General features: G+C 63.0%; 26 protein-coding genes. 14 read left to right on the forward strand and 12 right to left on the reverse strand.

Translation table 11 applies throughout. The features are described from left to right. Window positions 1-24: 24 nt before the first annotated feature. Window positions 25-150, forward strand: a complete 126-nt coding sequence (locus tag REH59_RS25515; protein ID WP_209019161.1) for a diguanylate phosphodiesterase — start codon at window positions 25-27, stop codon at window positions 148-150. Window positions 151-158: 8 nt separating this feature from the next. Here the strand turns inward: REH59_RS25515 and REH59_RS25520 are convergent, their stop codons facing one another. After that, on the reverse strand, window positions 159-2147 hold the full coding sequence (locus tag REH59_RS25520) for a sensor histidine kinase (RefSeq protein WP_014861641.1): 1989 nt from the start codon (window positions 2145-2147) through the stop codon (window positions 159-161). 265 nt (window positions 2148-2412) lie between these two features. Here REH59_RS25520 and REH59_RS25525 point away from each other — a divergent pair, with 265 nt between their 5' ends. The 4 genes from REH59_RS25525 to REH59_RS25540 all read left to right on the forward strand — a co-directional run bounded on the left by REH59_RS25525 (window position 2413) and on the right by REH59_RS25540 (window position 5937). Beyond that, entirely contained in the window at window positions 2413-3210 is a 798-nt protein-coding gene (locus REH59_RS25525) for a hydroxymethylpyrimidine/phosphomethylpyrimidine kinase (RefSeq protein ID WP_010955404.1), read from the forward strand. A gap of 13 nt (window positions 3211-3223) precedes the next feature. Then, a complete protein-coding gene (thiE, locus tag REH59_RS25530; protein WP_014861642.1) occupies window positions 3224-3847 on the forward strand; it encodes a thiamine phosphate synthase in 624 nt (207 codons plus the stop codon). 16 nt (window positions 3848-3863) lie between these two features. After that, window positions 3864-5147 (forward strand): glutamate-1-semialdehyde 2,1-aminomutase, encoded by a 1284-nt coding sequence (hemL, locus tag REH59_RS25535; RefSeq protein ID WP_003249773.1) that lies wholly within the window; start codon window positions 3864-3866, stop codon window positions 5145-5147. A gap of 244 nt (window positions 5148-5391) precedes the next feature. After that, complete coding sequence (locus REH59_RS25540; RefSeq protein ID WP_004576914.1) at window positions 5392-5937, forward strand: tetratricopeptide repeat protein; 546 nt, start codon at window positions 5392-5394, stop codon at window positions 5935-5937. Between the two features lie 3 nt (window positions 5938-5940). On the opposite strand, the gene REH59_RS25545 is transcribed toward REH59_RS25540, so the two are convergent. Continuing rightward, window positions 5941-6267: a DUF1820 family protein gene (locus REH59_RS25545; protein WP_003249769.1), complete on the reverse strand. Its 327-nt coding sequence runs from the start codon at window positions 6265-6267 to the stop codon at window positions 5941-5943. A gap of 232 nt (window positions 6268-6499) precedes the next feature. On the opposite strand from REH59_RS25545, the gene REH59_RS25550 reads away from it, so the two are divergent. The 4 genes from REH59_RS25550 to lnt are packed head-to-tail and all read left to right on the forward strand — an operon-like array spanning window position 6500 to window position 10355. After that, window positions 6500-7498: a PhoH family protein gene (locus REH59_RS25550; RefSeq protein WP_014861643.1), complete on the forward strand. Its 999-nt coding sequence runs from the start codon at window positions 6500-6502 to the stop codon at window positions 7496-7498. Next, window positions 7491-7964: an rRNA maturation RNase YbeY gene (ybeY, locus tag REH59_RS25555; RefSeq protein WP_003249763.1), complete on the forward strand. Its 474-nt coding sequence runs from the start codon at window positions 7491-7493 to the stop codon at window positions 7962-7964. The genes REH59_RS25550 and ybeY overlap by 8 nt, the downstream gene beginning before the upstream one ends. A gap of 25 nt (window positions 7965-7989) precedes the next feature. Beyond that, window positions 7990-8829 (forward strand): HlyC/CorC family transporter, encoded by an 840-nt coding sequence (locus tag REH59_RS25560; RefSeq protein WP_003249762.1) that lies wholly within the window; start codon window positions 7990-7992, stop codon window positions 8827-8829. Between the two features lie 8 nt (window positions 8830-8837). Next, the gene (gene lnt / locus REH59_RS25565) at window positions 8838-10355 is read left to right on the forward strand and encodes an apolipoprotein N-acyltransferase (RefSeq protein ID WP_012053800.1); all 1518 of its coding nucleotides are present in this window, start codon (window positions 8838-8840) and stop codon (window positions 10353-10355) included. A gap of 146 nt (window positions 10356-10501) precedes the next feature. Here the strand turns inward: lnt and REH59_RS25570 are convergent, their stop codons facing one another. Together REH59_RS25570 and REH59_RS25575 are read right to left on the reverse strand one after the other, a co-directional pair. Next, entirely contained in the window at window positions 10502-11263 is a 762-nt protein-coding gene (locus REH59_RS25570) for a YdcF family protein (protein WP_014861508.1), read from the reverse strand. Window positions 11264-11397: 134 nt separating this feature from the next. Further along, the gene (locus tag REH59_RS25575) at window positions 11398-11712 is read right to left on the reverse strand and encodes a hypothetical protein (protein WP_003249755.1); all 315 of its coding nucleotides are present in this window, start codon (window positions 11710-11712) and stop codon (window positions 11398-11400) included. Between the two features lie 227 nt (window positions 11713-11939). On the opposite strand from REH59_RS25575, the gene leuS reads away from it, so the two are divergent. The 5 genes from leuS (at window position 11940) to REH59_RS25600 (ending at window position 18181) form a co-directional block, all read left to right on the forward strand. Beyond that, a complete protein-coding gene (gene leuS / locus REH59_RS25580; protein ID WP_004576918.1) occupies window positions 11940-14546 on the forward strand; it encodes a leucine--tRNA ligase in 2607 nt (868 codons plus the stop codon). Between the two features lie 61 nt (window positions 14547-14607). Then, a complete protein-coding gene (lptE, locus tag REH59_RS25585; protein ID WP_003249751.1) occupies window positions 14608-15213 on the forward strand; it encodes an LPS assembly lipoprotein LptE in 606 nt (201 codons plus the stop codon). A gap of 39 nt (window positions 15214-15252) precedes the next feature. Beyond that, complete coding sequence (holA, locus tag REH59_RS25590) at window positions 15253-16290, forward strand: DNA polymerase III subunit delta (RefSeq protein WP_003249749.1); 1038 nt, start codon at window positions 15253-15255, stop codon at window positions 16288-16290. A 349-nt stretch (window positions 16291-16639) separates the two neighbouring features. Next, window positions 16640-16804, forward strand: coding sequence for an alternative ribosome rescue factor ArfA (arfA, locus tag REH59_RS25595; RefSeq protein WP_003249747.1), 165 nt, complete (start codon window positions 16640-16642; stop codon window positions 16802-16804). Between the two features lie 60 nt (window positions 16805-16864). Next, entirely contained in the window at window positions 16865-18181 is a 1317-nt protein-coding gene (locus tag REH59_RS25600; protein WP_265536556.1) for a lytic murein transglycosylase, read from the forward strand. Between the two features lie 33 nt (window positions 18182-18214). Here the strand turns inward: REH59_RS25600 and REH59_RS25605 are convergent, their stop codons facing one another. The 8 genes from REH59_RS25605 to rodA all read right to left on the reverse strand — a co-directional run bounded on the left by REH59_RS25605 (window position 18215) and on the right by rodA (window position 25780). Beyond that, window positions 18215-19153: a S66 peptidase family protein gene (locus REH59_RS25605; RefSeq protein WP_014861012.1), complete on the reverse strand. Its 939-nt coding sequence runs from the start codon at window positions 19151-19153 to the stop codon at window positions 18215-18217. Between the two features lie 98 nt (window positions 19154-19251). Further along, window positions 19252-20268 (reverse strand): lipoyl synthase, encoded by a 1017-nt coding sequence (lipA, locus tag REH59_RS25610; protein WP_003249742.1) that lies wholly within the window; start codon window positions 20266-20268, stop codon window positions 19252-19254. 2 nt (window positions 20269-20270) lie between these two features. Beyond that, on the reverse strand, window positions 20271-20918 hold the full coding sequence (gene lipB, locus REH59_RS25615) for a lipoyl(octanoyl) transferase LipB (RefSeq protein WP_003249738.1): 648 nt from the start codon (window positions 20916-20918) through the stop codon (window positions 20271-20273). Beyond that, window positions 20918-21193, reverse strand: coding sequence for a DUF493 domain-containing protein (locus REH59_RS25620; protein ID WP_003249736.1), 276 nt, complete (start codon window positions 21191-21193; stop codon window positions 20918-20920). The genes lipB and REH59_RS25620 overlap by 1 nt, the downstream gene beginning before the upstream one ends. Window positions 21194-21266: 73 nt before the next feature. Then, the gene (locus tag REH59_RS25625) at window positions 21267-22427 is read right to left on the reverse strand and encodes a D-alanyl-D-alanine carboxypeptidase family protein (RefSeq protein ID WP_003249733.1); all 1161 of its coding nucleotides are present in this window, start codon (window positions 22425-22427) and stop codon (window positions 21267-21269) included. Between the two features lie 220 nt (window positions 22428-22647). Continuing rightward, window positions 22648-23649 (reverse strand): septal ring lytic transglycosylase RlpA family protein, encoded by a 1002-nt coding sequence (locus REH59_RS25630; protein ID WP_010955419.1) that lies wholly within the window; start codon window positions 23647-23649, stop codon window positions 22648-22650. Then, window positions 23649-24659, reverse strand: coding sequence for a lytic murein transglycosylase B (gene mltB, locus REH59_RS25635; protein WP_003249729.1), 1011 nt, complete (start codon window positions 24657-24659; stop codon window positions 23649-23651). Before mltB ends, REH59_RS25630 begins: the two co-directional genes overlap by 1 nt. A gap of 17 nt (window positions 24660-24676) precedes the next feature. After that, the gene (gene rodA / locus REH59_RS25640) at window positions 24677-25780 is read right to left on the reverse strand and encodes a rod shape-determining protein RodA (protein ID WP_003249727.1); all 1104 of its coding nucleotides are present in this window, start codon (window positions 25778-25780) and stop codon (window positions 24677-24679) included. Window positions 25781-25812: the final 32 nt, after the last annotated feature.

Genomic DNA, 25812 nt, shown 5'->3' on the forward strand with positions numbered 1-25812 from the left:
TGCGGGGTAGTCAAAGGGGTATTAATGACTAAACGTGTGGTTGCAGGCGTGCGCGCGCGTAGGAGCGGGTTTACCCGCGAATACGGTGGCGGCGGCAACGGTGAACGGCGGGTGGATATCGGCCTGCAGACCCGGCCCTTTCGCGGGTGAACCCGCTCCTACAGCGAGCGCCTCACCTGCAGCAGGTTCGGGCTCATCTGCACCTGCGAAATCGCTACATTCAAACTCAACTCGAAGCGGCTGCCCAACCCGCGCGTCGACTCATGCGCCAATCTGGCCCCCAGCAACTCTCCCATCTGCCGGCAAATCGACAACCCAATCCCCAAACCGCCATACCGCCGGGTCATCGAACCGTCGACCTGGAAGAACCGCTGGTACAGGGTCGACTGCTCCAGATCATCGAAACCGATACCGCTGTCGCTGACGGTAAAGGTCAACGCCAGATCATCCGGCCCCACCCGGCGGCCGCGCACTTGGATCATCACACCGCCCTGATGGGTGAACTTCAAACCGTTGTCCACCAGGCAACCCAGGCAGTGCGCCAGCTTCTGCCCGTCACCGAGCAACCCGTCCGGCAGGTCGGCCGGAATATCCAGGCTCAGGTACAAGCCTTTGCCCAGCGCCTGCCCGGCATAACCGGCGCGCAAGCCCTGCAACAGGGCGCGCAGGCTGAACGGTGCCGGCTGCGCCCGCAGGCGGCCGGCCTGCAATTCGGACAGGGTAAGAATGGCATCGACCATATCCATCATGCCTTGGGCAGACCCCACAGCCGTGTGATGGTACTGAGCCATTTCAGCCCCCATCGGCAGGGTGTGCATCAGCTCGAGCGAGCCAATCACCCCATTCATCGGGGTGCGCAGTTCATGAGTCACGCTGGCCAGGAACTCGTCCTTCAGGCGATTGCTCCTGGCCAGTTGCAGGTTCAATTGCTCCAGCGTACGCCCAGTGTCGCGCAAGGTCTGTGCCTGCTGCTCGCGCAGGCTGTTGATGCGGTCGGCCAGTGCCAGCGACAGCAAGGCCACTTCCAAGGCCGAACCCAGCTGGCTGGCGTACATGGTGATGAACACGTTCGGCAGGTAGCCCAGCACCATCAAGGTGTTGACCAGTCCGCCAAGCAGGAACGCCGTCCAGGCGATGATGAACCAGCGCGCCACTCGCAAGCCGCGCCACCAGGCATACAGGCCGGCGCTGAAGACGCTTATGGTGAACAGCAGTGCCAGCAGCGTCGCCATGCGCAGCGCAATGCCGTAGGGCATGCTCACCGCCAGTACCATGACCAGCGCGCCACCCAGCATCAGCAGTTGCAACAGGCGATCGAAGCCACGGTTGATGCTGCCCAATTGCAGGAAGTGCCGGGCGAACTGGCAACCGAACAGGCCGGCAGCACCGATGAACAATGGCGTGGAGGCATTCGCCCACCAAGGGCTGTCTGGCCAGAAATAGGCTACACCGGCGCCATTCACCGAGACCTGGTAAAGGCCGAACGAAGCGATGTAAAGGATGTAATAGAGGTAGCTGACGTCACGCACGCTGAGGTAGATGAACAGGTTGTACACCAGCATCACCAGCAACACGCCGTAGATCATCCCCAGCACATACAGGCGCGTGGGCTGCTCTTCCAGATAGGCTTCAGGGGACCACAGCGCCAGCGGCGCTTGCACCGAACCCTGGCTTTGCAGCCGCAGGTACGCAGTGGTCACCTTGCCAGGTGGCAGTTGTAGTTCGAACAAGTAGTTGTTCTGCCGGATCTGCCGGCTGTCGTAGGGCAAGGCATCGCCCGTGCGCTGCGCCAGGCGGTACAAGCCGCTGCTGTCAGGCAAATACAGTTCGAGGTGATCCAGTGGCGGATAGGCCAGCTCCAGCAGCCATTGCCGCGGGGCAGCGCTGGGCGCGGCAACGGGGCGCAGCTCGACCTTGAGCCAGAACACCGAGGTGGAGTAACCGGCGTTCAGCACATCCTCACGGTGGGGCTGAAAGTATTTGGCAAACCCGGGGGCACTGACCTGAGCGATGCTGGCATTGCCATCGGGGTCTTCATAAACCTGCATGGCCTTGCCCAGTGGGAGATGCCGGGTAGCGACGTCGAAATCGACCGCTCCGGCCAGCACGGGCAGCAAACCCATAAGCACAATCAGCAAATAGCGCATACAGCCCCAGCATGGCCTGCCCGGTCGCGTCGCGGTAGCCTCCCATCCGTTTGAGACGACGTGATCCTGCAGCACCCGTTTGTCGAGTTATCCGAGCACTCTAGCATAGCCTCACAACCTGGCAATCGGCCACATAAAAACACAAAGAAAAGGCTCTAAATCAATGCTTTCAAAAGAAAACCAATCAGTAACCTGACCGATCGATCAGTAAAACTCGTTTGTCGGACGATCCGCCCAAACAGGTTTGGTGGTAAGCTCGCCGACCATGAATACCTACAGCTCCCGCCCCGTTGTCCTCTGTCTCTCCGGCCACGACCCCAGTGGCGGCGCCGGCTTGCAGGCAGATATCGAAGCCCTGATCGCCCAAGGCTGCCACGCTGCACCTGCAGTGACCGCCCTGACCGTGCAGGATACCGTCAACGTTTCCGACTTCCGCGTGCTCGACCGCGAGTGGGTGCTGGCCCAGGCCAACGCCGTGCTGGCCGACTCCACGGTGGCCGCCGTCAAGTTGGGCATGCTCGGCTCGATCGAGATGGTCGACACCGTCGCCGAACTGCTGGCCGCCCACCCCCACCTGCCGCTGGTCTGCGACCCGGTGCTGCGTGCCGGTGGCGGTGGCCGCCTGGGCAAGGACGAAGTAGGCTATGCCCTGCGCGAACGCCTGCTGCCGCTGGCGACCATCGCCACGCCGAACCTGCCCGAAGCACGCATCCTCGCCGAACTGCCCGAAGGCACCGCTGACGAATGTGCCGAGAAACTGTTGCCGTTCTGTAGACACCTGCTGATTACCGGCGGTCACGGCGACGAAGACGAAATCCACAACCGCCTGTACACCCAGGACGGCCAGCACTTCACCTGGACTTGCCAGCGCCTGCCAGGCAGCTACCACGGCTCGGGCTGCACCCTGGCCAGCGCCCTGGCCGGCCGCCTGGCGCTCGGCGAGCAGCTGGAAAGCGCCGTGCGCACCGCCCTGGACTACACCTGGCGCACCCTGCGTGACGCCGAGCAACTGGGCAAGGGCCAGTACGTGCCGCGCCGCCTGCCCCTGGACTTCTGCTCCTGATACGAGGCCTTCAATGAAGCTACGCGGTCTGTACGCCATCACCGACAGCCAGCTGCTCGCCGGCCGTTTCCTGTCCCATGTCGAGGCGGCCCTGGAAGGCGGCGTGTGCCTGCTGCAGTACCGCGACAAGAGCGACGATGCAGCGCGCCGCCTGCGTGAAGCCGAAGGGCTGATGAAGCTCTGCGAGCGTTACGGCACCCAGTTGCTGATCAACGATGACGCCGAACTGGCCGCCCGCCTGGGTGTCGGCGTGCACCTGGGCCAGACCGACGGCCCGCTGACCCCGGCCCGCGCACTGCTCGGCCGTCAGGCAATCATCGGCTCCACCTGCCACGCCAGCCTCGAACTGGCCGCCCAGGCTGCCAGCGAAGGCGCCAGCTACGTGGCCTTTGGCCGCTTCTTCAATTCTGTCACCAAGCCGGGCGCGCCCGCTGCCAATGTCGGCCTGCTTGAGCAGGCCCGCCCCCAGGTGAAACTGCCGATCGCCGTGATCGGTGGCATCACCCTCGACAACGCCGCCCCGCTGGTCGCCCACGGTGCCGACCTGCTGGCGGTGATCCACGGCTTGTTCGGTGCCGACAGCGCGCAGGAAGTCACCCGCCGCGCCCGCGCCTTCAACGCCTTGTTCGCATCCTGATTCGAGAGATACTTCCATGTCCCGTTCCGAAGCCCTGTTCGCCCAAGCCCAGAAGCACATCCCTGGCGGTGTCAACTCGCCAGTCCGCGCTTTCAAGAGCGTTGGCGGCACGCCGCTGTTCTTCAAGCATGCCGAAGGCGCCTATGTCGTTGACGAGGACGACAAACGCTACGTCGACTACGTCGGCTCCTGGGGCCCGATGATTCTCGGCCACGGCCACCCGGACGTGCTGGACTCGGTACGCAAGCAGCTGGAGCACGGCCTGTCCTACGGCGCGCCGACCGCCATGGAAACCGAGATGGCCGACCTGGTCTGCTCGATCGTACCGTCGATGGAAATGGTGCGCATGGTCAGCTCGGGCACTGAAGCCACCATGAGTGCCATCCGACTGGCACGTGGCTACACTGGCCGTGATGCCATCATCAAGTTCGAAGGCTGCTACCACGGCCACTCCGACAGCCTGCTGGTAAAAGCCGGCTCCGGCTTGCTGACCCAAGGCGTGCCAAGCTCGGCAGGCGTGCCAGCGGACTTCGCCAAGCACACCCTGACCCTGCCGTTCAACGACATCGCCGCCGTCGAGAAGACCCTGGCCGAAGTTGGCCAGACCGTGGCCTGCATCATCGTGGAGCCAGTGGCCGGCAACATGAACTGCGTACCACCGGCACCGGGTTTCCTCGAGGGCCTGCGCGAGCAATGCGACAAGCATGGCGTGGTGCTGATCTTCGACGAAGTGATGACCGGTTTCCGCGTCTCGCTCGGCGGCGCCCAGGGCCATTACGGCATCAAGCCGGACCTGTCGACCTTCGGCAAGATCGTCGGTGGCGGCATGCCGGTCGGCTGTTTCGGCGGCAAGCGTGAAATCATGGGCTGCATCGCCCCGCTCGGCCCGGTCTACCAGGCCGGCACCCTGTCGGGCAATCCGCTGGCCATGGCCGCCGGCCTGACCACCCTCAAGCTGATCAGCCGCCCAGGTTTCCACGCCGAGCTGACCGACTACACCAGCCGCATGCTTGACGGCCTGCAGCAACGCGCCGATGCCGCTGGCGTGCCATTCGTCACCACCCAGGCCGGGGCCATGTTCGGCCTGTACTTCAGCGGCGCCGACGATATCGTCACCTTCGAAGACGTGATGGCCAGCGATGCCGAGCGCTTCAAGCGCTTCTTCCACCTGATGCTCGACGGTGGTGTATACCTGGCACCGAGCGCATTCGAGGCGGGCTTCACCTCCATCGCCCATGGCGACAAGGAGCTGCAGATCACCCTGGATGCGGCTGAGAAAGCCTTTGCTGCCCTGAAGTGATGGCCAGCCTGTACCGGCCTCTTCGCGAGCAACCCCACGCCTACACTCATGAAAGCGACACCCCCTTGTAGGCGCGGGTTCACCCGCGAAGAGGCCGGCACAGGCAATAAATACGCACGCACAATCAGCTGACTTCCCCAACCAAGCAGAAATTCGAGTAAAACTTTGTAAGGTTGGCGCTGCTTATCCCATAATGTGCCACCAGAGACATTGGCCGCAGCTTTGCAGAGGTAAGTCGATCCCCATGAACCGCACCGGCCGCGCCCTGACCCTGGGCTGCCTGTTGCTTCTTCAGCCCCTGCTGGCCCTGGCGGAGGGCGGTAACTCGTTGCTGATTCCGGCGACGGGCCGCTGCACCTTGAACGTTCAGCCTGAAGACCTGGCAAACGCCCTCAAGGCCTGCGAGCAGACGGCGACTGCGGGGGATGCCCAGGCGCAATTCGAACTGGGCGAGTATTACTACACGCAAACGCCAAAAAACCTGGGCAAAGCCCTGGACTGGTTCCAGAAGGCATCGCTGCAAGGCCAAGCCGACGCCCAATACCGTCTGGGTGCCATGTTCTTCCATGGCGAAGGGGTCAAGGCCAACAACGTACAGGCCTACATCCTGCTGAAAATGGCTGCGGTCAACGGCGCCGAAGATGCGCTGGACATGGCCGACGAAGTAACCGAGCAAATGCCCCGTGACGAACTGGAGCATGCCACCCAGGTGCTCGGCCAGATTTTCCGCAAGTACCTGCTCGAACTGCAGAACGCCGAAGGGCGCACGCCGTTCTCGCCGCTTCCCTGAAGGTCACTTTTCCGGCATTGGCATCGGGAACGGCATCACATTGCCGCCGCCCTTGGCCTCGCTGATCTTCGCCGTGCCCAGGCGCTCCACCTCATCGATGCGCACAATCGAGTGCATCGGCACGAAACTGCGGACCACTCCGTCGAACTGGCTCTTGAGCTTCTCCTCACTCGGGTCCACGACCAGTTGCGAGCGCTCTCCGAACACGAACTCCTCGATTTCCAGAAAGCCCCACAGGTCACTCTGGTAGATCTGCTTGGCGTACATCTCGAAGACCTGGCCCTGGTTCAGGAAGATCACTTTATAGATGGCGGGTTCGCGTTTGCTCATGTTCGGCCAGATAACACATGCGTAAGAAAAGGTGGGCATGATACCTGTTCTGGCCTGTTCACGGGTGAACCCGCGCCCATAGGATCCCCACCGGCCTTGCCGGAGTGGGTTGACCCGCGGGAAGGCCAGAACAGCCCGTACATACCGTTGAACGTTTCAGTGCTTTCGCCACTGCCATTCAAGGGTTATTCTTGAGTTCAACTCCATCGCCGTCGAGCGGCTAAAAACGACCTTGAACGCACCCATAGAACCCCATCGTTTCATCCTCGAACCCTTCGAGGCCCACCGTTTCGCCAACTTGTGCGGCCAGTTCGACGAGCACCTGCGTCTGATCGAACAGCGCCTGGCCATCGAGATCCGCAACCGCGGCAATCAGTTCGAACTGATCGGCGAACCCAGGACCACCTCCGCTGCCGAACAGCTGCTGCGCCGTCTCTATCGCGAGACCAAGGCCACCGACCTGTCACCGGAAACCGTGCACCTGTACCTGCAGGAATCGGCTGTCGAAAACATCGACAACCCGGCCGTCAACGAGGTCAGCGTGTCGCTGCGCACGCGCAAGGGCAATATCCGCCCGCGCGGGCTCAACCAACAGCGCTACGTCAAGGAAATCCTGGCCAACGACATCAATTTCGGCATAGGCCCGGCCGGTACCGGCAAGACCTACCTGGCCGTAGCCTGCGCCGTGGACGCGCTGGAACGCGAACAGGTGCGCCGCATCCTGCTGGTGCGCCCGGCGGTCGAGGCGGGTGAGAAGCTCGGTTTTCTGCCCGGCGACCTGGCACAGAAAATCGACCCGTACCTGCGCCCGCTGTACGACGCCCTGTACGAAATGCTCGGCTTCGAACACGTGGCCAAGCTGATCGAACGCCAGGTGATCGAAATCGCCCCTCTGGCCTACATGCGTGGCCGCACCCTGAACAACAGCTTCATCATCCTCGACGAAAGCCAGAACACCACGCTCGAGCAGATGAAGATGTTCCTGACCCGCATCGGCTTCGGCTCCACCGCGGTGATCACCGGTGACATCACCCAGGTCGACCTGCCCCGTGGCACCAAGTCGGGCCTGGCGCACGTCATCGAGGTGCTGAAGGACGTTCCGGGGATCAGCTTCACCCATTTCCAACCCAAGGATGTGGTTCGTCACCCACTGGTGCAGCGTATCGTCGAAGCCTACGACCGCTTCGAAGCCGGCCAGTCCAAGCCCGAGGCGCCCGGCAAAGATGCTTGAACTTGATATCCAACGGGCCACGGATGCTGCCACTCCAGAAGACGCTGCCCTGCGCCGCTGGTGTGAATTGGCGTTGCGCCAGCGCAGCGCCGACTCGGAAATGACCATTCGCCTGGTCGACGAAGCCGAAGGCCGGGAGCTGAACCACACCTACCGGCACAAGGACTACGCGACCAATGTGTTGTCGTTCCCGGCCGATGTGCCCGATGAGCTGCTCGATATCCCGCTGCTGGGCGACCTGGTGATCTGTGTAGCGGTGGTCGAGCGCGAAGCGGCCGAACAAGGCAAATCGCTGGAAGCGCACTGGGCGCACCTGGTCATCCACGGTTGCCTGCACTTGCTCGGCTATGACCACATCGAAGATGAGGAGGCCGAGGAAATGGAAAGCCTGGAACGGGAATTGCTGGCAGAACTGGGTCACCCTGACCCGTATGCCGATGATGAAACCGACTCAATCACACACTGATACACGAAGGATCACGAGAACCGCCATGAGCGAAGATCGATCGAGCAACGGGCAGAAGTCCTGGCTGGGTAAACTGACCCAGGCTTTTGCCCATGAGCCGAAAAACCGCCAGGAGCTGCTTGAGCTGCTGCGCGAAGCCCATCAGAACAAATTGCTGGACAGCGAAGCGCTGACCATCGTCGAAGGCGCCATTCAGGTCGCCGACCTGCAGGTTCGCGACATCATGGTGCCGCGTTCGCAGATGAACAGCATCAAGGCCGGCCAGTCGCCTCGCGAGTTCCTGCCGGCGGTGATCGACGCCGCGCACTCGCGCTACCCGGTAATCGGCGAAAGCCATGACGATGTGCTCGGGATCCTGCTCGCCAAAGACTTGCTGCCGTTGATCCTCAAGGAGAACGGCGACAGCTTCAACATCAAGGACCTGCTGCGCCCGGCCACCTTCGTACCCGAGTCCAAGCGCCTGAACGTGTTGCTGCGTGAATTCCGCGCCAACCACAACCACATGGCCATCGTCATCGACGAATATGGCGGCGTGGCGGGCCTGGTCACCATCGAGGACGTGCTGGAACAGATCGTCGGCGATATCGAAGACGAGCACGACGTCGAGGAAGACAGCTACATCAAACCACTGCCCAGCGGTGATTTCCTGGTCAAAGCGCTTACCCCGATCGAGAACTTCAACGAGTTCTTCGACAGCGAGTTCTCCGATGACGAGTTCGACACGGTCGGCGGCCTGGTGATGAGCGCCTTTGGCCACCTGCCCAAGCGCAACGAAACCACTGAGATCGGGTCTTACAAGTTCCGTATTCTCAACGCCGACAGCCGGCGGATACACTTGCTGCGCCTGACCCCGATCACCCGTTAAGGATAAACATGCGTTGGATCACCCGCCCCGGCTGGCCCGGTAACCTGCTGGCCCTGGCGGCCGGTGCTTCCACCCTCCTGGCCCTGGCGCCGTTCGACATCTGGCCGTTGGCGGTGTTGTCCATCGCGGTGCTCTACCTTGGCCTGCGCGAGCTCAGCCCGCGTCAGGCCATGTGGCGTGGCTGGTGGTTTGGGTTTGGCCTGTATGGCGCCGGCACCTGGTGGATCTACGTCAGCATGAACACCTACGGCGGCGCCTCGCCGCTGCTGGCAATCGTGTTGCTGCTGGCGTTCTTCGCCGCACTGGCCTGGTTCTTCGCCCTGCCCACCTGGCTATGGGCGCGCTGGCTACGCCGCAACGAAGCACCACTGGCCGACGCCTTGTGCTTCGCCGCCCTCTGGTTACTGCAAGAGGCCTTCCGCGGCTGGTTCCTGACCGGCTTCCCCTGGCTCTACGCCGGCTATAGCCAACTGGACGGACCGTTGGCCGGCCTTGCGCCGCTGGGCGGCGTCTGGCTGATTTCCTTCACCCTCGCCCTCACCGCCGCCCTGCTGTGCAACCTGCACCGCCTGCGCACCCGCCCCTCGTTCCTGGCCGTGGCCAGTGTGCTGTTGCTGGCCCCCTGGGGGCTGGGCCTGGCGCTCAAGGGCCATGCCTGGACCATTCCGGCAGGCGAGCCGCTGAAAGTGGCAGCGATCCAGGGCAACGTCGAGCAGGACCTGAAATGGGACCCCGCGCACATCGACGCGCAACTGGCGCTATACCGCGACCTGAGCTTCAGTTCCAGGCCGGTGGACCTGCTGGTGTGGCCGGAAACCGCCGTTCCGGTGCTCAAGGACCAGGCCCAGGGCTACATCGACGTGATGGGCCGCTTCGCTGCCGAGCGCCATTCGGCGCTGATCACGGGCGTACCGGTGCGTGAAGTAGTGCACCACCAGCGCCGCTACTACAACGGCATCACCGTCACTGGCGAAGGCGATGGCACCTACCTCAAGCAGAAGCTGGTGCCATTTGGCGAGTATGTGCCGCTGCAAGACGTGCTGCGTGGGGCCATCGAGTTCTTCAACCTGCCCATGTCCGACTTCGCCCGCGGCCCGGAAGATCAGCCGCTGCTGCAGGCCAAGGGCTACCAGATTGCGCCTTACATCTGCTACGAGGTGGTCTACCCCGAGTTCGCCGCCGGCCTGGCTGCGCGTAGCGACCTGCTGCTGACCATCAGCAACGACACCTGGTTCGGCAAATCGATCGGCCCCTTGCAGCACCTGCAGATGGCGCAGATGCGCGCGCTGGAAGCCGGCCGCTGGATGATCCGCGCCACCAACAACGGCGTGACCGCGCTGATCGACCCGTTTGGCCGCATTACCACGCAGATTCCGCAGTTCCAGCAGGCCGTGCTGTATGGCGAGGTGGTGCCGATGCAGCAGCTGACGCCTTACCTGCAATGGCGCTCATGGCCGCTGGCAATTGTCTGTGCGTTGCTGCTGGGCTGGGCGTTGCTGGCAGGGCGTATTGCAAAAACCGTCTGATTGGCGATACGCGGCCACTGTAGGAGCGGGTTTACCCGCGAATACGGTAGTCGCGGCAACGGTGAACGGCGGGTGGAGATTGGCCGGCAGGGCAGGCCCTTTCGCGGGCAAGCCCGCTCCTACAGGGGATTATGTAAGCCGGTGAATCAGTAGAACACCCGATACCCCACCAACCCCACCACTTCATTGAACAACTGCCCGCTCTGCCACATCGCCCGGCTCTCTGGCAGCAGACCGCCAAACGGCCGCGCATGATCGCGCCCAAGGAACCCCACCGGCGCCGGCACCACCTCAAAACCCGCCTTTTCAAAACTCCAGCGGGAACGCTGCATATGCCAGGCCTGGGTCACCAGCACCACCCGGCGAAATCCCAGAGGCTGCAGCACTTTGGCCGTGAGCTGAGCATTTTCCCAGGTCGTGCGGCTGGCCTCTTCGCGCCATTTCACCTCGACCGCGAAATCTTCATGCAAGCGTTCCGCCATCAGCCTCGCCTCGCTGGGCGGCGTGCCGTAATGCAACCCACCACTGGTCAACACTGGCAGGCCCGAGGCCTTGGCCAGCCGCGCGGCAAAGCGCATACGTTCCAGTGCCGTGGCCGTGGGCTGGTCACTGCCACCCCAGGCCGGGTCCCCGCGCTCACGCCCGGCGCCCAGCACCACAATGGCATCCGCCCGGTTCGCCAGGCCGGCCCAGTCGCTCACGGCCAGCGGCGGCTCACTTTCCAGCACACGGGCGGTTTCCTGCACCACCAGCGGCAGGCTCATCAACCACAGGCCACCCAGCCCTACGCTAAAGCAAAGCGCCGCCAACCGTGGCCGCCGCGTATGCAGCCACCATGCCGCAAGCAGCAGCAAAAACAGCACGCCCGGCGGCATCAGCCATTGTTTGATGAAGAATCGGATCGGCATCGGCCACACCTCCTTGGCAGGCGTGCAGCCTAGAAGGATCGACGCCGGTCAACAAGTGCGTACCGGCGTCGATCTTGAGTTGTGTGATAGTGAAGAACCGGCGCGCGATAGCCTGCGCCTGGCGTCCTGAACGGCTAGCGATGTGGCAGCGTCCTGGATCTCGCCGTACTGGCGGGGCGTTTCTTGTCCTTGAGCCAGATGATCTTGGCCGATGTCGGCTCCGCTTGTGGGTAACTGCCGACAGCGGCATTGTGGCGCTCCGGGAGGGAATCCAGGTAGGCCTTGATCACTTCGAACTCTGCGTGGCTCAAGCCACGCAACTCAAGCTCAGCTGGCATCTCGTCGCGCAATCGCACCGAGGTCCTGGCCGTTTCCAGTGCCAGGCCAAGCCGGTCGATCAGGCGCTCGTAAAGCTCCGGTCTGATTGCGGGTAGCTGCGTCTCTCCCATCCGTTCACCTCATTGAAGGTAAGAATATCTCCCCCCACACCTGAGCTTAGCGTCGCTGCAAAAAGCAGCCGTGCGCCGCGACCAGCGGCCATTCGCAACGAAGGTTTCCCACGATGCGCGGCGCTGCTGTATGCTACGGCGTTCACTCTAAACGACACCGGAGTGCCGGACGCAGCGAGGTTCCGCTGCCTGGAACAAGGTCTCTTCTCTCTCAGCCAAAAGTAGCCATGCACGAACAATACACGCCCCGTGATATCGAAGCCGCCGCCCAGAAGTTCTGGGACGAGCAACAATCGTTCGCTGTTACCGAACAGCCAGGCAAAGACACCTACTATTGCCTATCGATGTTCCCGTACCCGAGCGGCAAGCTACACATGGGCCACGTGCGCAACTACACCATCGGTGACGTGATTGCCCGCTACCAGCGCATGCTGGGCAAGAACGTCCTGCAGCCGATGGGCTGGGACGCTTTCGGCATGCCCGCGGAAAACGCGGCGATGAAAAACAACGTCGCCCCGGCCAAGTGGACGTACGAAAACATCGACTACATGAAGACCCAGCTCAAGAGCCTGGGCCTGGCCATCGACTGGGCACGTGAAGTCACCACCTGCAAACCCGACTACTACCGTTGGGAGCAGTGGCTGTTCACCCGCCTGTTCGAAAAAGGCATCATCTACCGCAAGAACGGTACCGTGAACTGGGACCCGGCGGACCAGACCGTACTGGCCAACGAACAAGTCATCGACGGCCGTGGCTGGCGTTCGGGCGCGCTGATCGAGAAGCGCGAAATCCCGATGTACTACTTCCGCATCACCGATTACGCCGACGAGCTGCTGGAGAGCCTCGACGAGCTGCCGGGCTGGCCTGAGCAGGTCAAGACCATGCAGCGCAACTGGATTGGCAAATCGCGCGGCATGGAAGTCCAGTTCCCGTACGACCAGGCCAGCATCGGCCACGAAGGCACCCTCAAGGTCTTCACCACCCGTCCGGACACGCTGATGGGCGCCACCTACGTCGCCGTCGCCGCCGAGCACCCGCTGGCCACCCAGGCTGCGCAGGGCAACCCGGCGCTGCAGGCGTTCATCGATGAGTGCAAGAGCGGCAGCGTTGCCGAAGCCGACATGGCCACCCAGGAGAAGAAAGGCATGGCTACTTCCCTGCTGGTCGAGCACCCGCTGACTGGCGAGAAGCTGCCAGTATGGGTCGCCAACTACGTGCTGATGCACTACGGTGATGGCGCGGTCATGGCCGTGCCGGCCCACGACGAGCGCGACTTCGAGTTCGCCCACAAGTACAACCTGCCGGTCAAGGCCGTGGTGCGCACCAGCGCTGGCGATGAAGTCGGCAGCGAGTGGCAGGCCGCCTATGGCGAGCACGGCCAGCTGATCAACTCCGCCGAGTTCGACGGCCTGGACTTTGCTGGCGCCTTCGACGCCATCGAAGCGGCCCTGATCCGCAAGGAACTGGGCAAATCGCGTACCCAGTTCCGCTTGCGCGACTGGGGTATCAGCCGCCAGCGCTACTGGGGCTGCCCGATCCCGATCATCCACTGCCCGTCCTGCGGCGACGTCCCGGTGCCGGAAGACCAGCTGCCGGTCACCCTGCCGGAGAACGTGGTGCCGGACGGCGCCGGTTCGCCACTGGCGCGCATGCCTGAATTCTACGAATGCAGCTGCCCGAAATGCGGTGCTGCGGCCAAGCGCGAAACCGACACCATGGACACCTTCGTCGAGTCGTCCTGGTACTTCGCCCGCTACGCCTCGCCAAACTACGACAAAGGCCTGGTCGACCCCAAAGCCGCCAACCACTGGCTGCCGGTAGATCAGTACATCGGTGGTATCGAACACGCGATCCTGCACCTGCTGTACGCGCGCTTCTTCCACAAGCTGATGCGTGACGAAGGCTTGGTCACCTCGAACGAGCCATTCAAGAACCTGCTGACCCAGGGCATGGTGGTCGCCGAGACCTACTACCGCGTTGCCAGCAACGGCGGCAAGGACTGGTTCAACCCGGCCGATGTCGAAATCGAGCGTGATGCCAAAGCCAAGATCATTGGCGCCCGCCTGAAGACCGACGGCCTGCCGGTGGAAATCGGTGGCACCGAGAAGATGTCGAAGTCGAAAAACAACGGCGTCGACCCACAGTCCATGATCGAAGCCTACGGTGCCGACACCTGCCGCCTGTTCATGATGTTCGCCTCGCCGCCCGACATGAGCCTGGAATGGTCCGACTCCGGCGTCGAAGGTGCCAGCCGCTTCCTGCGCCGTGTCTGGCGTCTGGCTCAGGCTCACGTCAGCCAGGGCCTGCCAGGCAAGCTGGATGTTGCCGCCCTGGACGACGCGCAAAAGGTCATCCGCCGCGCCATTCACGCTGCCATCAAGCAAGCCAGCACCGACGTGGGCCAGTTCCACAAGTTCAATACCGCCATCGCCCAGGTGATGACCGTGATGAACGTGCTGGAAAAGGCCCCGCAAGCCACCGAACAGGACCGCGCCCTGCTGCAGGAAGGCCTGGAAGCCGTCACCCTGCTGCTGGCGCCGATCACTCCGCACATCTCTCACGCGCTGTGGCAGCACCTGGGCCACGCAGGCTCGGTGATCGATGCCGCCTGGCCAAGCGTCGACGAACAGGCGCTGGTGCAGGACTCCATTACCTTGGTGGTTCAGGTCAACGGTAAGCTGCGCGGCCAGGTCGAGATGCCTGCTGCTGCCAGCCGCGAAGAAGTCGAAGCCGCTGCCCGCAGCAACGAGAATGTCCTGCGCTTCATCGATGGCCTGACCATCCGCAAGGTCATCGTGGTACCGGGCAAGCTGGTCAACATCGTCGCCAACTGATGAAAACGCCCACCCGCATTGGCTGCGGGTGGGCGGAACAGGCCCAAAAGGGAGCAACAACATGATCAAACGCAATTTGCTGGTAATCGGCCTGGCGGTCATGCTCAGCGCCTGCGGTTTCCAGCTGCGCGGCACCGGCTCCACCGAGCTGAGCGTAAAGGAAATGGACGTCAGCGCGCGCAATGCCTATGGCCCGACCGTGGTCCAGCTGCGTGAAGTGCTGGAACGTAGCGGCGTCAACGTGCACGCCGGCGCACCGTATCGCCTGGTGCTGACCAACGAACAGGAGCGCGAGCGCTCGGCGACCTACAACAGCGGCAACCGTACCGCCGAGTACGAGCTGACCACCAAGCTGGATTACAGCATCCTGGGCCTGAACAACCTGGAGCTGATGAGCGACAAGCTGGAGGTGCGCAAGGTCTACGTGCGTGACGGCTCGAACATCACCGGCTCCGAGCAGGAAGCCAAACGCGCCCGCGAAGAAATGCGCCGCGACCTGATCAACGCCATGGTCGTACGTTTGCAAATGCTGTCCCCATCCCAGCTGGATGAGTTGCAGCGTAAAGCCGACGAGCGCGCCAAAGCCGAAGCTGCCGCGCTGGAGGCTGCCCGCCGCCAGCAAGCCGAGACGCCTCAGCAATCGCCACTGGAAGTACCGGGCAACTAAGCCCGCGAGGGGCGCCCTCGGGCGCCCCACCTGTTCCCCATGAAACTTGCCCCCGCCCAACTCAACAAGCACCTGCAAGGCGCCTTGGCACCGGTCTACGTGGTCAGCGGCGACGACCCGCTGCTGTGCCAGGAAGCCGCCGACGCCATCCGCAATGCCGCGCGTCAGCAAGGTTTCGATGAACGCCAGGTATTCAGTGCCGACGCCAACTTCGACTGGGGCACCCTGCTCCAGGCCGGTGCAAGCCTGTCACTGTTCGCCCAGCGTCGCCTACTGGAACTGCGCCTGCCCTCGGGCAAGCCCGGTGACAAGGGTGCCGCCGCCCTGATGGAATACTGCGCCAACCCCGCCGAAGACACGCTGCTGCTGATCAGCCTGCCCAAGCTCGACAGCAGTGCGCAGAAGACCAAGTGGGGCAAGGCATTGATCGAAGGCGCCCATTGCCAGTTCATCCAGATCTGGCCGGTGGATGTGCACCAGCTCCCGCAGTGGATCAACCAGCGCCTGCAACAGGCCGGCCTGTCGGCCCAGCGTGATGCCGTCGACCTGATTGCCGCGCGCGTGGAAGGCAACCTGCTGGCAGCCGCGCAGGAAATCGAAAAACTCAAGCTACTGGCCGAAGGCAGCCAGATCACCGTGGAAACCGTGCAGGCTGCCGTCGCCGACAGCGCCCGCTTCGATGTCTTCGGCCTGGTCGATGCCATTCTCAACGGCGAGGCTGCGCATGCCCTGCGCATGCTCGAAGGCTTGCGCGGTGAAGGTGTGGAGCCGCCAGTCATCCTCTGGGCCTTGGCCCGTGAGCTGCGCCAACTGGCGGGGCTAGCCCAGCAGTTCAGCCAAGGCGTGCCATTGGACAAGGCGTTCAGCCAGGCCCGCCCGCCCATCTGGGACAAACGCCGCCCGCTGGTCAGCAAAGCCCTGCAGCGCCTCTCGGCGCAACGCTGGGCGCAATTGCTGCAGGATGCCCAGCGAATCGATGCGCAGATCAAAGGGCAGGCTGAAGGTTCGCCGTGGATTGGCCTGGCGCGGCTGTCGCTGTTGATGGCTGGCCAGCGCCTGGCCCTCCCTCCCGAGTAACTGCGGCCGTCGTAGGAGCGGGTTTACCCGCGAAGAGGCCGGGCCTGCTAACCAATCTCCACCCGCCGTTCACCGTTGCCGCCGCCACCGTATTCGCGGGTAAACCCGCTCCTACACACGCATCGAAGGTTGGGCGCAGGCCGTCGTAGGAGCGGGTTTACCCGCGAAGAGGCCGGACCTGCTAACCAATCTCCACCCGCCGTTCACCGTTGCAGCCGCCACCGTATTCGCGGGTAAACCCGCTCCTACACATAGGCACCAGCGCCTCGACCATATACACAATCAATTGGCCCCCACCCCTCGGGGGGCCTACAGTGCGCCCGAACCCACCCAACCCGGGAAGCCCGCCATGAGCAAAAAGCCGAAAAAGCACGGCCCCAACAAGGCCAAGTCCATCGTTGCCCAGCCACTGTTCCGCTGCCGCCAGGAACAACCGAACAAGGGCAAAGGCAGCTACCGCCGCGAAGCCTTCCAATCGAGAGATTGGGAGGCTTCCTACTTTTTGGCTGCATGAAAGCATCGCAAGCGCAGGCATGGTATGGTCGTCACCTGACCTGCAACTCTGGATCTGTGCATGCTCTTCCGTCTTATCCCCCGCTGGGAAACCCGCCAGCTGATCGCGGCCTCCAGCTTCATCCTGCTCGTGGCCTGTGCGGAAAAGCCCACCGCCGCCGACGCGCTGCCGCTGGCCCCTGCCCAACCCAATCCCGTGGTGACCGTGCCCGGCGCAACGCCCGACGTCAGCACTGACATCCAGCCCCTGCAAACCTTCGCCCAATGGCAAGCAGGCTTCCGCGAGCAGGCACTGCAAGCCGGCATTTCGCCGAGCACCTTCGACCGCGCCTTCCTCGGTGTCACCCCCGACCTGGACGTGATCAAAGCAGACCGCAGCCAGCCGGAGTTCACCCGCCCGGTGTGGGAATACCTCGAAGGCGCCCTGTCGCCCCTGCGTGTGCGCAACGGCAAGAAGCTGCTGGAGCAGAACGCCGAGCTGCTGACTCGCCTTGAGCAACGCTATGGCGTGGACCGCCAGGTGCTGGTCGCGGTGTGGGGCATGGAAAGCAACTTCGGCCAGTTCCAGGGCAGCAAGTCGGTGATCCGCTCGCTGGCCACTTTGGCCTATGAGGGCCGCCGCCCACAGTTCGCCCAGGATCAGCTGATTGCCGCGCTGCAGATCATCCAGCATGGTGACATCCAGCCTGAAGCCATGCGTGGCTCGTGGGCCGGCGCCATGGGCCAGACCCAGTTCATCCCGACCACCTACAACACCCATGCCGTGGACTTCGACGGCGATGGCCGCCGCGACATCTGGAACAGCACACCAGACGCCCTGGCCTCAACAGCGCACTACCTGCAGAGTTCGGGCTGGAAACGCGGCCAACCGTGGGGCTTCGAGGTACAGGTGCCGGCGGACTTCGACTTCTGGCAGGCCGATGGTGCACTGCGCAAACCGGTGAGTGAATGGCTGGCGATGGGCGTGAAACTGCCAGCGGGTACCCAGCTGCCGGCAGGTAGCAACCAGCTGTCTGCCGCCCTGCTGCTGCCGGCCGGTGCACGCGGCCCGGCGTTCCTGGTGCTGGACAACTTCCGCGCCATCCTCAAGTACAACAACTCGTCGTCCTATGCCCTGGCGGTGAGCCTGCTCGGTGATCGCTTCAGCGGCTGGGGCTTCATTGCCGGCAGCTGGCCGAAAGAGGACCTGCCGCTCAGCCGCAGCGAGCGCATGGAGTTGCAGAGCTTGCTGAACAGCCGCGGGCATGATGCGGGTAATGCCGATGGCATTATCGGGGCCAATACCCGCAAGGCAATCCGCAATGCCCAGCAAGGGCTGGGATGGCCGGCGGATGGCTACCCGACCCATAAGCTGCTTGAGAGCCTGCGCCAGCAGTAAGCATTCCGGGGCCGCTGCGCGGCCCCGGTAATCTCACGCCCTGAACAGATCCTGCTCCAGCACCAGTGTTTGCTGAACACTGTCCAGCCTCACCCGAGCCCCCAGGGGCAAGCATACATTCGGGTCACAGTGCCCGCTGCGCCAACCCGCCAGCACCGGCACACCCAGCGGTGCAAACGTATCCTCCAGCAACGGCGTCAGCGCCGCTGTGGTAACCCCGGCAAAGTCGCCCACCAACACGCCTTTGATCCCCTCCAGCTTGCCTGCCAGGCGTAACTGGGTCAGCAGCCGATCCACCCGGTACAACGGCTCGTTGACGTCCTCGATGAACAGGATGCAGCCCTGGGTATCCAGCTCGGCAAGGGTCCCCATGGTCGCCCCCAGCATCGACAGGTTGCCACCCAGCAGCGGTCCGCTGGCCACCCCCGGCAGCACGCAGTCCAATGCGAAGCCCGCCGGGTGCGCGACCTGCTCGCCTGCCCTCACATGCCCACCCAGTTGCGCCAGCAACGACGACTCGGTCGGTGGCAACTTGGCCCCCAACAGGTCGGCATTGAGCATCCCCCCATGGAAGGTCAGCAGCCCGGCATGCCGGTAGATCGCCGTATGCAGCGCGGTGATGTCGCTGTAGCCGATCAGCGGCTTGGGGTTGCGCCGGATCAGTTCAAAGTCGAGCTGGTCAAGCAGGCGCATGCTGCCGTAGCCCCCACGCATGCACAGGATGGCGTCCATGGCCGGATCGGCAAACGCTGCATGCAAGTCCTGCAGGCGCTGCTGGTCCGGCCCCGCCAGGTAGCCCTGCGCCTGCAGGGCACCCGGGTAGATACGGCACCGGTAGCCGCGGTCAACGAACCACTGGCTGACCTTCTGCGCATCAAGCCGCGCCGCGCCCGCCGGGGCGACAATGGCAAAACATGCGTTGGCCGGCAGCGCGGCTGGCAGGGTGGGTTGGAAGGTTTTGGCGCAATACATCGCGACTCCTTGCAGCGCATGGGACACAAACAAAAATGCCGATGCCGCCCTTGGGCGCGCATCGGCATCTGTGGCTCTGCTCTAGGCTAGCGCATAGCTCAGAGCTTGATCTTGGCTTCGTGGGCCTGCTGGTCGGCGTGGTACGAAGAACGCACCAGCGGGCCAGAGGCAACGTTCTTGAAGCCCATCTTGTAACCTTCCTCGGCGAACCAGGCAAAGGTGTCCGGGTGAACGAAACGCTGCACCGGCAAGTGGCTACGCGACGGCTGCAGGTACTGGCCAAGGGTGAGCATGTCGATGTCATGCTCGCGCATGCGATGCATCACTTCGATCACTTCCTCGTCGGTTTCGCCCAGGCCGAGCATCAGGCCGGACTTGGTCGGTACGTGTGGCACCAACTGCTTGAATTTCTGCAGCAAGTCCAGCGACCAGTCATAGTCCGAGCCCGGGCGCGCGGCCTTGTACAGGCGCGGTACGGTCTCGAGGTTGTGGTTGAACACATCTGGTGGCTCTTGCGCGGTGATTTCCAGGGCAACGTCCATACGGCCACGGTAGTCCGGCACCAAGGTCTCCAACTGCACGCCCGGCGACAGCGCGCGGATTTCCCGGATGCAGTCAGCAAAGTGCTGGGCACCGCCGTCACGCAGGTCGTCGCGGTCCACCGAGGTGATCACCACATACTTCAGGCGCAGGTCGGCAATGGCAACCGCCAGGTTTTTCGGCTCGTCCAGATCCAGCGGCTTCGGTCGGCCATGGCCAACGTCGCAGAACGGGCAACGACGGGTGCAGATGTCACCCATGATCATGAAGGTGGCGGTACCACCCGAGAAGCACTCGCCCAGGTTCGGGCAGGAGGCCTCTTCGCATACGCTGTGCAGTTTGTGCTTGCGCAGCAGTTGTTTGATGCGGTCTACCTCGGGCGACACCGGGATACGCACGCGAATCCAGTCGGGCTTCTTTGGCAGCTCATCGGTAGGGATGATCTTCACCGGGATGCGCGCGACTTTGTCGGCACCACGCAGCTTGACCCCAGCTTCCACCTTCTTCGGCGCTGGGCGCGGGGTGGCATCCTGGGTAGGTATCAGGTTCGGCACGGCTTCTTGCACAGTTGTCATATTCAGTCGATTCCGCCCGTGAGGGTCGTCTGCTCAGCGTAGTCGAGGTGCTTGACCAGCTGTCCGCGCAGCCTTGTCCTGACCTCGTCGAGTTCGATCGGACCTGCCAGATCGCGCAGCTGGGTCATCGCCAGCCCCGCATAGCCGCAGGGGTTGATTCGGCGGAATGGCGCAAGGTCCATGTCCACGTTCAGGGCAAGGCCGTGAAACGAACGGCCGTTGCGAATTCGCAGGCCGAGGGAGGCGATTTTCGCTCCGTCGACATAGACACCCGGGGCATCGGGCTTGGCAGACGCCTGAACAGCATAGCTGGCGAGCAGGTCGATGAGGGCCAGCTCGATACGGCTGACCAGCTCACGCACGCCAAAGCCCAGCCGGCGCACATCCAGCAGCAGGTAGGCCACCAGCTGCCCGGGGCCATGGTAAGTGACCTGGCCGCCGCGGTCGGTCTGCACCACCGGGATGTCGCCCGGCACCAGCAGGTGCTCGGCCTTGCCGGCCTGCCCCTGGGTGAAGACCGCAGGGTGCTCGACCAGCCAGATTTCATCCTGGCTGTCCGGGCTGCGCTGCTCGGTAAAACGACGCATGGCCTCCAGCACCGGTTCATAGGGCTGCAGGCCAAGCTCGCGAAAACCGAGGCAGGCGGACATCAAAGCACCATTTTCACGATGCCGGTAGCGCGCAGGGCGCTGTTGATATCGTGCAACTGGTTCTCGCTTTCGGCAACGATGTGCAATTGCACGGTGGTGTACTTGCCTTCCTTGCTCTGGCGTTCGGCCAGGGTGGAAAGGTCGACTTTGGCGTGCTTGCTGAGAATCTCGATGACCGTGTCCTTGAAACCGACAACGGTGTCACCGATGACCTTGATCGGGTAATCGTCGCAAGGGAATTCGATCTTGTGCGACTTGACGTCTGGTTCGCTCATGGCGGAAACGGCCTCGTAAGCCGTGGCAACAACAACACCCCCGCGGTAGGCGCGGGGGCATGCAGGTCACGTATCAGTTGAACAACCCGTAGAAGAATAGACGGATGCTATCCCACATACGGCGGAAGAAACCACCTTCCTCGACGCCATCAAGGGCGATCAGGTCGGCGCTGTGAACCACTTTCTCGTCCAGTTTGACTTCCACTTTGCCGATCACGTCACCTTTGGCGATCGGTGCGGTGAGCTGCGGGTTCATGGTCATCGAAGCCTGCAGGCGCTTCAATTGGCCTTTAGGCATAGTCATGGTCAGGTCGTCAGCCAGGCCAGCCTTGATCTGGCTGGTAGCGCCCTTCCAGACCGGGGCCTGGGTCAGCTCGGTGCCCTTCTGGTAGAAGGTCTGGGTTTCGAAGAAGCGGAAACCGTAGGTCAGCAGCTTCTGGGTTTCGGCAGCACGCGATTGTTCGCTGTTGGTACCGAACACCACGGCGATCAGGCGCTGGCCGTCACGAACGGCCGACGCCACCATGCAGTAGCCGGCTTCGTCGGTGTGACCGGTTTTCAGGCCATCGACGGTCTTGTCGCGCCACAGCAGCAGGTTGCGGTTAGGCTGCTTGATGTTGTTCCAGAAAAACTCTTTCTGCGAGTAGATGGCGTAGTGGGCCGGGTCGACATTGATGATCGCACGGGCCAGGGTTGCCATGTCGTGCGCCGACGAGTAGTGCTCGGGGTTCGGCAGGCCGGTCGGGTTCATGAAGTGGCTGTTGGTCATGCCCAGGTCGGCAGCCGTCTTGTTCATCATGTCGGCAAAGGCGTCTTCGCTGCCGGCGATGTGCTCGGCCAAGGCGACCGAGGCGTCGTTACCGGACTGGATGATGATGCCGTGCAGCAGGTCGCTGACCGTGACCTGGCTGCCAACCTTGATGAACATGCGCGAACCGCCGGTACGCCATGCGTTTTCGCTGACAGTAACCGGGTCGCTTTCACCGATCTGGCCGCGGCGGATGTCCAGGGTGGCGATGTAGGCGGTCATCAGCTTGGTCAGGCTGGCTGGCGGCAGGCGCTCGTCACCGTTGTTCTCGACCAGCACGTTGCCGCTGGACGCGTCCATGAGTACGTAGGACTTGGCTGCCAGTTGGGGTGGCGCAGGCGTCATCTGCTCCGCCGCGAAGGCGGCAGGCGTGATCAGCAGCAGTACAGGCAGGCAAAGTCGTTTGGCAAGGTTGGTGATGTTCATCCGTCTCTCGAAAATCGCTAATGGTCTGAGATGTTCCCTGGGCAAGATCATGTGCCCAGCGCCAGTCAGTCTAGTTTTATGGCCGTTGGCCTGGCCCGCGAACGTGCGGCTTTATGTCGCTGCGGGCAAAAGCGGTCATTGTACATGGCCGCGACCGGCAATTCATGACAAAACCGACAGTTTGGTGTTGCCGTCTTCGCAGGCGCGCCCGCCCCCACAGTCAGTCTGCTGTGACCAGCTTTGCCTGCCCCAAGTTCGCCAGGCGAATGCTGTCCTGTGCTTGCTGGATCTCGCCCTGGCTGCCGATCGGCCCCAGGCGCACGCGGTGCAGGGTCTGCTGGTTACGCACGATCGAGCTGATGAACACGGGTGCATTGACCATGGTGCTGAGCTTGGCGCGCAGCAACTCGGCAGCGTCCGGGTTGGCGAACGCGCCTACCTGCAAGAAACTGCCACCGTTACCGCCGGGCACGTTGTTGCCACCCACCTGCACGGGTACCACGGGCGCTGCGTGCTGCTGTGGCGGCGGGGTCCACTGCTCGACCCGCCCGGTACTGGCCGGTATTGCCTGGGTCTGCGCCACTTGCGGCTCCTTCAGCACCATCGGCGGCGTTTGGCCGCGCTGAGCCCACCACTGCTGCGGGTCGATACCCTCGACGCGCACATGCGCGGTGCCGATCTCGGCATAGCCGAGCTTTTTCGCGGCAGCATAGGACAAGTCGATGATTCGGTCGGAATAGAACGGGCCACGGTCGTTCACCCGAAGGATCACGCTGCGGCCGTTCGCCAGGTTGGTCACCCGCACATAGGCTGGCAGCGGCAGGGTCTTGTGCGCCGCGCTCATGCCATACAGGTCGTACAGTTCGCCATTGGCGGTGTTCTGCCCATGGAACTTGGTGCCGTACCACGACGCCGTACCCTCGGCGCGGTAGTTGCGCGAGTCCTGCATCGGGTAGTAGGTCTTGCCAAGCACGGTGTACGGGTTGGCCTTGTAGTTACCGGTGTGCACGGTCGGGGTGGCATCGGGGATCTTGTTCACATCCACGTCCCACCACGGTGCGCCGTCCTTGTGCGCCCGGTTGATGTCCAGGCCCGGCTGGCTGCGCACGACGTTACCACTGCTTTTCGGGGCCGGGCGGTTGGAAGAGCAGCTGGCCAGCGCCACACCGACGGCGAGGCAGGTGAGCAGCTTGAAAGCGTTGCCAGAGATGATTGCGCGCATTACTTGACGCCCCGTACTTGAACCAGCTGTTCCGCAAGCTGATGTACCGCCATGGCATACATCACGCTGCGGTTGTAGCGAGTGATCGCGTAGAAGTTCTTCAGGCCCATCCAGTACTCGGGGCCGCTCTCGCCCTCGAGACGGAAGGCGGTAACCGGCAGATCATCGCGCAGCGAATCATGAACCGACCAGCCAAGCGTACGCAACTCCCCTACCGTTTTCACCGGCTCGATGCCGGTGGTCAGGCCTTCGTCGGCGCGCATGCCTTCCACCCAGGCGCGGCTGACCACACCCTCGCCGGCCACCCAGCCGTGGCGCTTGAAGTAGCTGGCCACACTGCCGATGGCATCGTCAGGGTTGTTCCAGATATTGATGTGGCCGTCCCCGTCGAAGTCCACCGCGTAGTTGCGGAAGCTGCTTGGCATGAACTGCGGCAGCCCCATGGCGCCAGCGTACGAGCCCTTGAGCGTCAAGGGGTCGAGCTGCTCATCCCGGGCCAGCAGCAGGAACTCACGCAGCTCCTTGCGGAAGAACTCGGCCCGTGGCGGGTAGTCGAAGCCCAGCGTCGACAGGGCGTCGATCACCCGGTAGTTGCCGGTATTGCGGCCAAAAAAGGTTTCCACGCCGATGATTGCGACAATGTACTGCGCAGGTACGCCGTACTCCTGCTCGGCACGTGCCAACACAGCCTCGTGCTGACGCCAGAAATCCACACCGCGAGCGATACGTGCATCGGTGATGAACATCGGCCGATAGTCCTTCCACGGTTTGACCCGCTCGGCCGGGCGCGATATGGCGTCGAGGATCGACTGCTTGCGCTGTACCTCACGGAACACACCCATCAGTTGCTCAGGCGCAAAACCATAGTCGCGGCTCATTTCGCCAACGAACGCGGCTACCTGGGGCGAGCCGTCGTATTCGCCGGCATGGGCCAGCTGTACAGCGCCGAACAGGCCCACCGCACCGATCCAAGGCGCACAACGGGCAGCCCAGTTACGCACTGCTTGCATGAAATTGTTCACCTTATTCAAACCTGCGCGATCCATTTGCGGTGCGTATGGATCGACATCAAAACGCCAAACGCTGACAGCAGCGTCACCAACGATGTTCCGCCATAGCTGATGAAAGGTAGCGGCACGCCCACCACGGGCAGAAGGCCACTTACCATTCCGATATTGACGAACACGTATACAAAAAAAGTCATGGTCAGGCTGCCCGCAAGCAGCTTGCCGAACAGGGTCTGCGCCTGGGCGGTGATCACCAGACCACGGCCGATCAGCAGCAGGTAGACAATCAGCAGCAGGCAGATGCCAACCAGGCCGAACTCCTCGCCGAGCACGGCGATGATGAAGTCGGTGTGGCTTTCCGGCAAAAAGTCCAGGTGCGACTGCGTGCCAAGCAGCCAGCCTTTGCCAAACACCCCGCCCGAGCCGATCGCCGCCTTGGACTGGATGATGTTCCAACCGGTGCCCAACGGGTCGCTTTCAGGGTCGAGGAAGGTCAATACCCGCTGCTTCTGATAGTCGTGCATGACGAAGAACCACATGGCCACCGCGACGGGCACAGCTGCCGCCAGCACGCTGAGGATCCAGCGCCAGCGCAAGCCGCCCATGAACAGCACGAAGGCACCGGAGGCCAGGATCAGCAGCGCAGTCCCCAGGTCGGGCTGACGTACGATCAGCATGAACGGCACGCCGATCAGCACCAGGCTGATCGCCACGTGCTTCAAATGGGGCGGCAAGGTGCGCTTGGACAGGTACCAGGCGATGGTCGCCGGCATGATGATCTTCATGAATTCCGAGGGCTGGAAGCGGATCACCCCCGGAATGTTGATCCAGCGCGTGGCACCCATGGCGTTGTGGCCCATCACGTCCACCACTACCAGCAACAGCACCCCGGCCAGGTAGGCCAGCGGCACCCAACGCGCCATGAAGCGCGGCTCCAGCTGGGCGATGACGAACATCGACACCAGACCGATGCCAAACGAGGTGGCTTGCTTGAGCAGCAGGTCCCAGTTCTTGCCACTGGCCGAATACAGTACGAACAGGCTGCCGGCCGCAAGGGTCAGCAGAATGATCAGCAAGGGGCCGTCGATATGAATGCGTTGCAGAAAGCTCGCACGCCGACGCATCACATCCTCGCTGGAGAGCATGCGATCGAAAT

Origin of the sequence: Pseudomonas sp. BO3-4 (genome assembly GCF_034044115.1) — a bacterium.
Taxonomy (GTDB): Bacteria; Pseudomonadota; Gammaproteobacteria; order Pseudomonadales; family Pseudomonadaceae; genus Aquipseudomonas; species Aquipseudomonas alloputida.

What these genes read in the sequence shown, in the direction of transcription:
- REH59_RS25630 (WP_010955419.1), bottom strand. Translation starts at nt 23,649, where the DNA reads ATGCGCGCAATCATCTCTGGCAACGCTTTCAAGCTGCTCACCTGCCTC.
- leuS (WP_004576918.1), top strand. Translation starts at nt 11,940, where the DNA reads ATGCACGAACAATACACGCCCCGTGATATCGAAGCCGCCGCCCAGAAG.
- ybeY (WP_003249763.1), top strand. Translation starts at nt 7,491, where the DNA reads ATGCTTGAACTTGATATCCAACGGGCCACGGATGCTGCCACTCCAGAA.
- REH59_RS25620 (WP_003249736.1), bottom strand. Translation starts at nt 21,193, where the DNA reads ATGAGCGAACCAGACGTCAAGTCGCACAAGATCGAATTCCCTTGCGAC.
- arfA (WP_003249747.1), top strand. Translation starts at nt 16,640, where the DNA reads ATGAGCAAAAAGCCGAAAAAGCACGGCCCCAACAAGGCCAAGTCCATC.
- REH59_RS25525 (WP_010955404.1), top strand. Translation starts at nt 2,413, where the DNA reads ATGAATACCTACAGCTCCCGCCCCGTTGTCCTCTGTCTCTCCGGCCAC.
- REH59_RS25600 (WP_265536556.1), top strand. Translation starts at nt 16,865, where the DNA reads ATGCTCTTCCGTCTTATCCCCCGCTGGGAAACCCGCCAGCTGATCGCG.
- lipA (WP_003249742.1), bottom strand. Translation starts at nt 20,268, where the DNA reads ATGACAACTGTGCAAGAAGCCGTGCCGAACCTGATACCTACCCAGGAT.
- REH59_RS25540 (WP_004576914.1), top strand. Translation starts at nt 5,392, where the DNA reads ATGAACCGCACCGGCCGCGCCCTGACCCTGGGCTGCCTGTTGCTTCTT.
- REH59_RS25575 (WP_003249755.1), bottom strand. Translation starts at nt 11,712, where the DNA reads ATGGGAGAGACGCAGCTACCCGCAATCAGACCGGAGCTTTACGAGCGC.
- REH59_RS25515 (WP_209019161.1), top strand. Translation starts at nt 25, where the DNA reads ATGACTAAACGTGTGGTTGCAGGCGTGCGCGCGCGTAGGAGCGGGTTT.
- hemL (WP_003249773.1), top strand. Translation starts at nt 3,864, where the DNA reads ATGTCCCGTTCCGAAGCCCTGTTCGCCCAAGCCCAGAAGCACATCCCT.
- lipB (WP_003249738.1), bottom strand. Translation starts at nt 20,918, where the DNA reads ATGTCCGCCTGCCTCGGTTTTCGCGAGCTTGGCCTGCAGCCCTATGAA.
- lnt (WP_012053800.1), top strand. Translation starts at nt 8,838, where the DNA reads ATGCGTTGGATCACCCGCCCCGGCTGGCCCGGTAACCTGCTGGCCCTG.
- REH59_RS25605 (WP_014861012.1), bottom strand. Translation starts at nt 19,153, where the DNA reads ATGTATTGCGCCAAAACCTTCCAACCCACCCTGCCAGCCGCGCTGCCG.
- REH59_RS25625 (WP_003249733.1), bottom strand. Translation starts at nt 22,427, where the DNA reads ATGAACATCACCAACCTTGCCAAACGACTTTGCCTGCCTGTACTGCTG.
- rodA (WP_003249727.1), bottom strand. Translation starts at nt 25,780, where the DNA reads ATGCGTCGGCGTGCGAGCTTTCTGCAACGCATTCATATCGACGGCCCC.
- mltB (WP_003249729.1), bottom strand. Translation starts at nt 24,659, where the DNA reads ATGCAAGCAGTGCGTAACTGGGCTGCCCGTTGTGCGCCTTGGATCGGT.
- lptE (WP_003249751.1), top strand. Translation starts at nt 14,608, where the DNA reads ATGATCAAACGCAATTTGCTGGTAATCGGCCTGGCGGTCATGCTCAGC.
- REH59_RS25520 (WP_014861641.1), bottom strand. Translation starts at nt 2,147, where the DNA reads ATGCGCTATTTGCTGATTGTGCTTATGGGTTTGCTGCCCGTGCTGGCC.
- thiE (WP_014861642.1), top strand. Translation starts at nt 3,224, where the DNA reads ATGAAGCTACGCGGTCTGTACGCCATCACCGACAGCCAGCTGCTCGCC.
- REH59_RS25545 (WP_003249769.1), bottom strand. Translation starts at nt 6,267, where the DNA reads ATGAGCAAACGCGAACCCGCCATCTATAAAGTGATCTTCCTGAACCAG.
- REH59_RS25570 (WP_014861508.1), bottom strand. Translation starts at nt 11,263, where the DNA reads ATGCCGATCCGATTCTTCATCAAACAATGGCTGATGCCGCCGGGCGTG.
- holA (WP_003249749.1), top strand. Translation starts at nt 15,253, where the DNA reads ATGAAACTTGCCCCCGCCCAACTCAACAAGCACCTGCAAGGCGCCTTG.
- REH59_RS25560 (WP_003249762.1), top strand. Translation starts at nt 7,990, where the DNA reads ATGAGCGAAGATCGATCGAGCAACGGGCAGAAGTCCTGGCTGGGTAAA.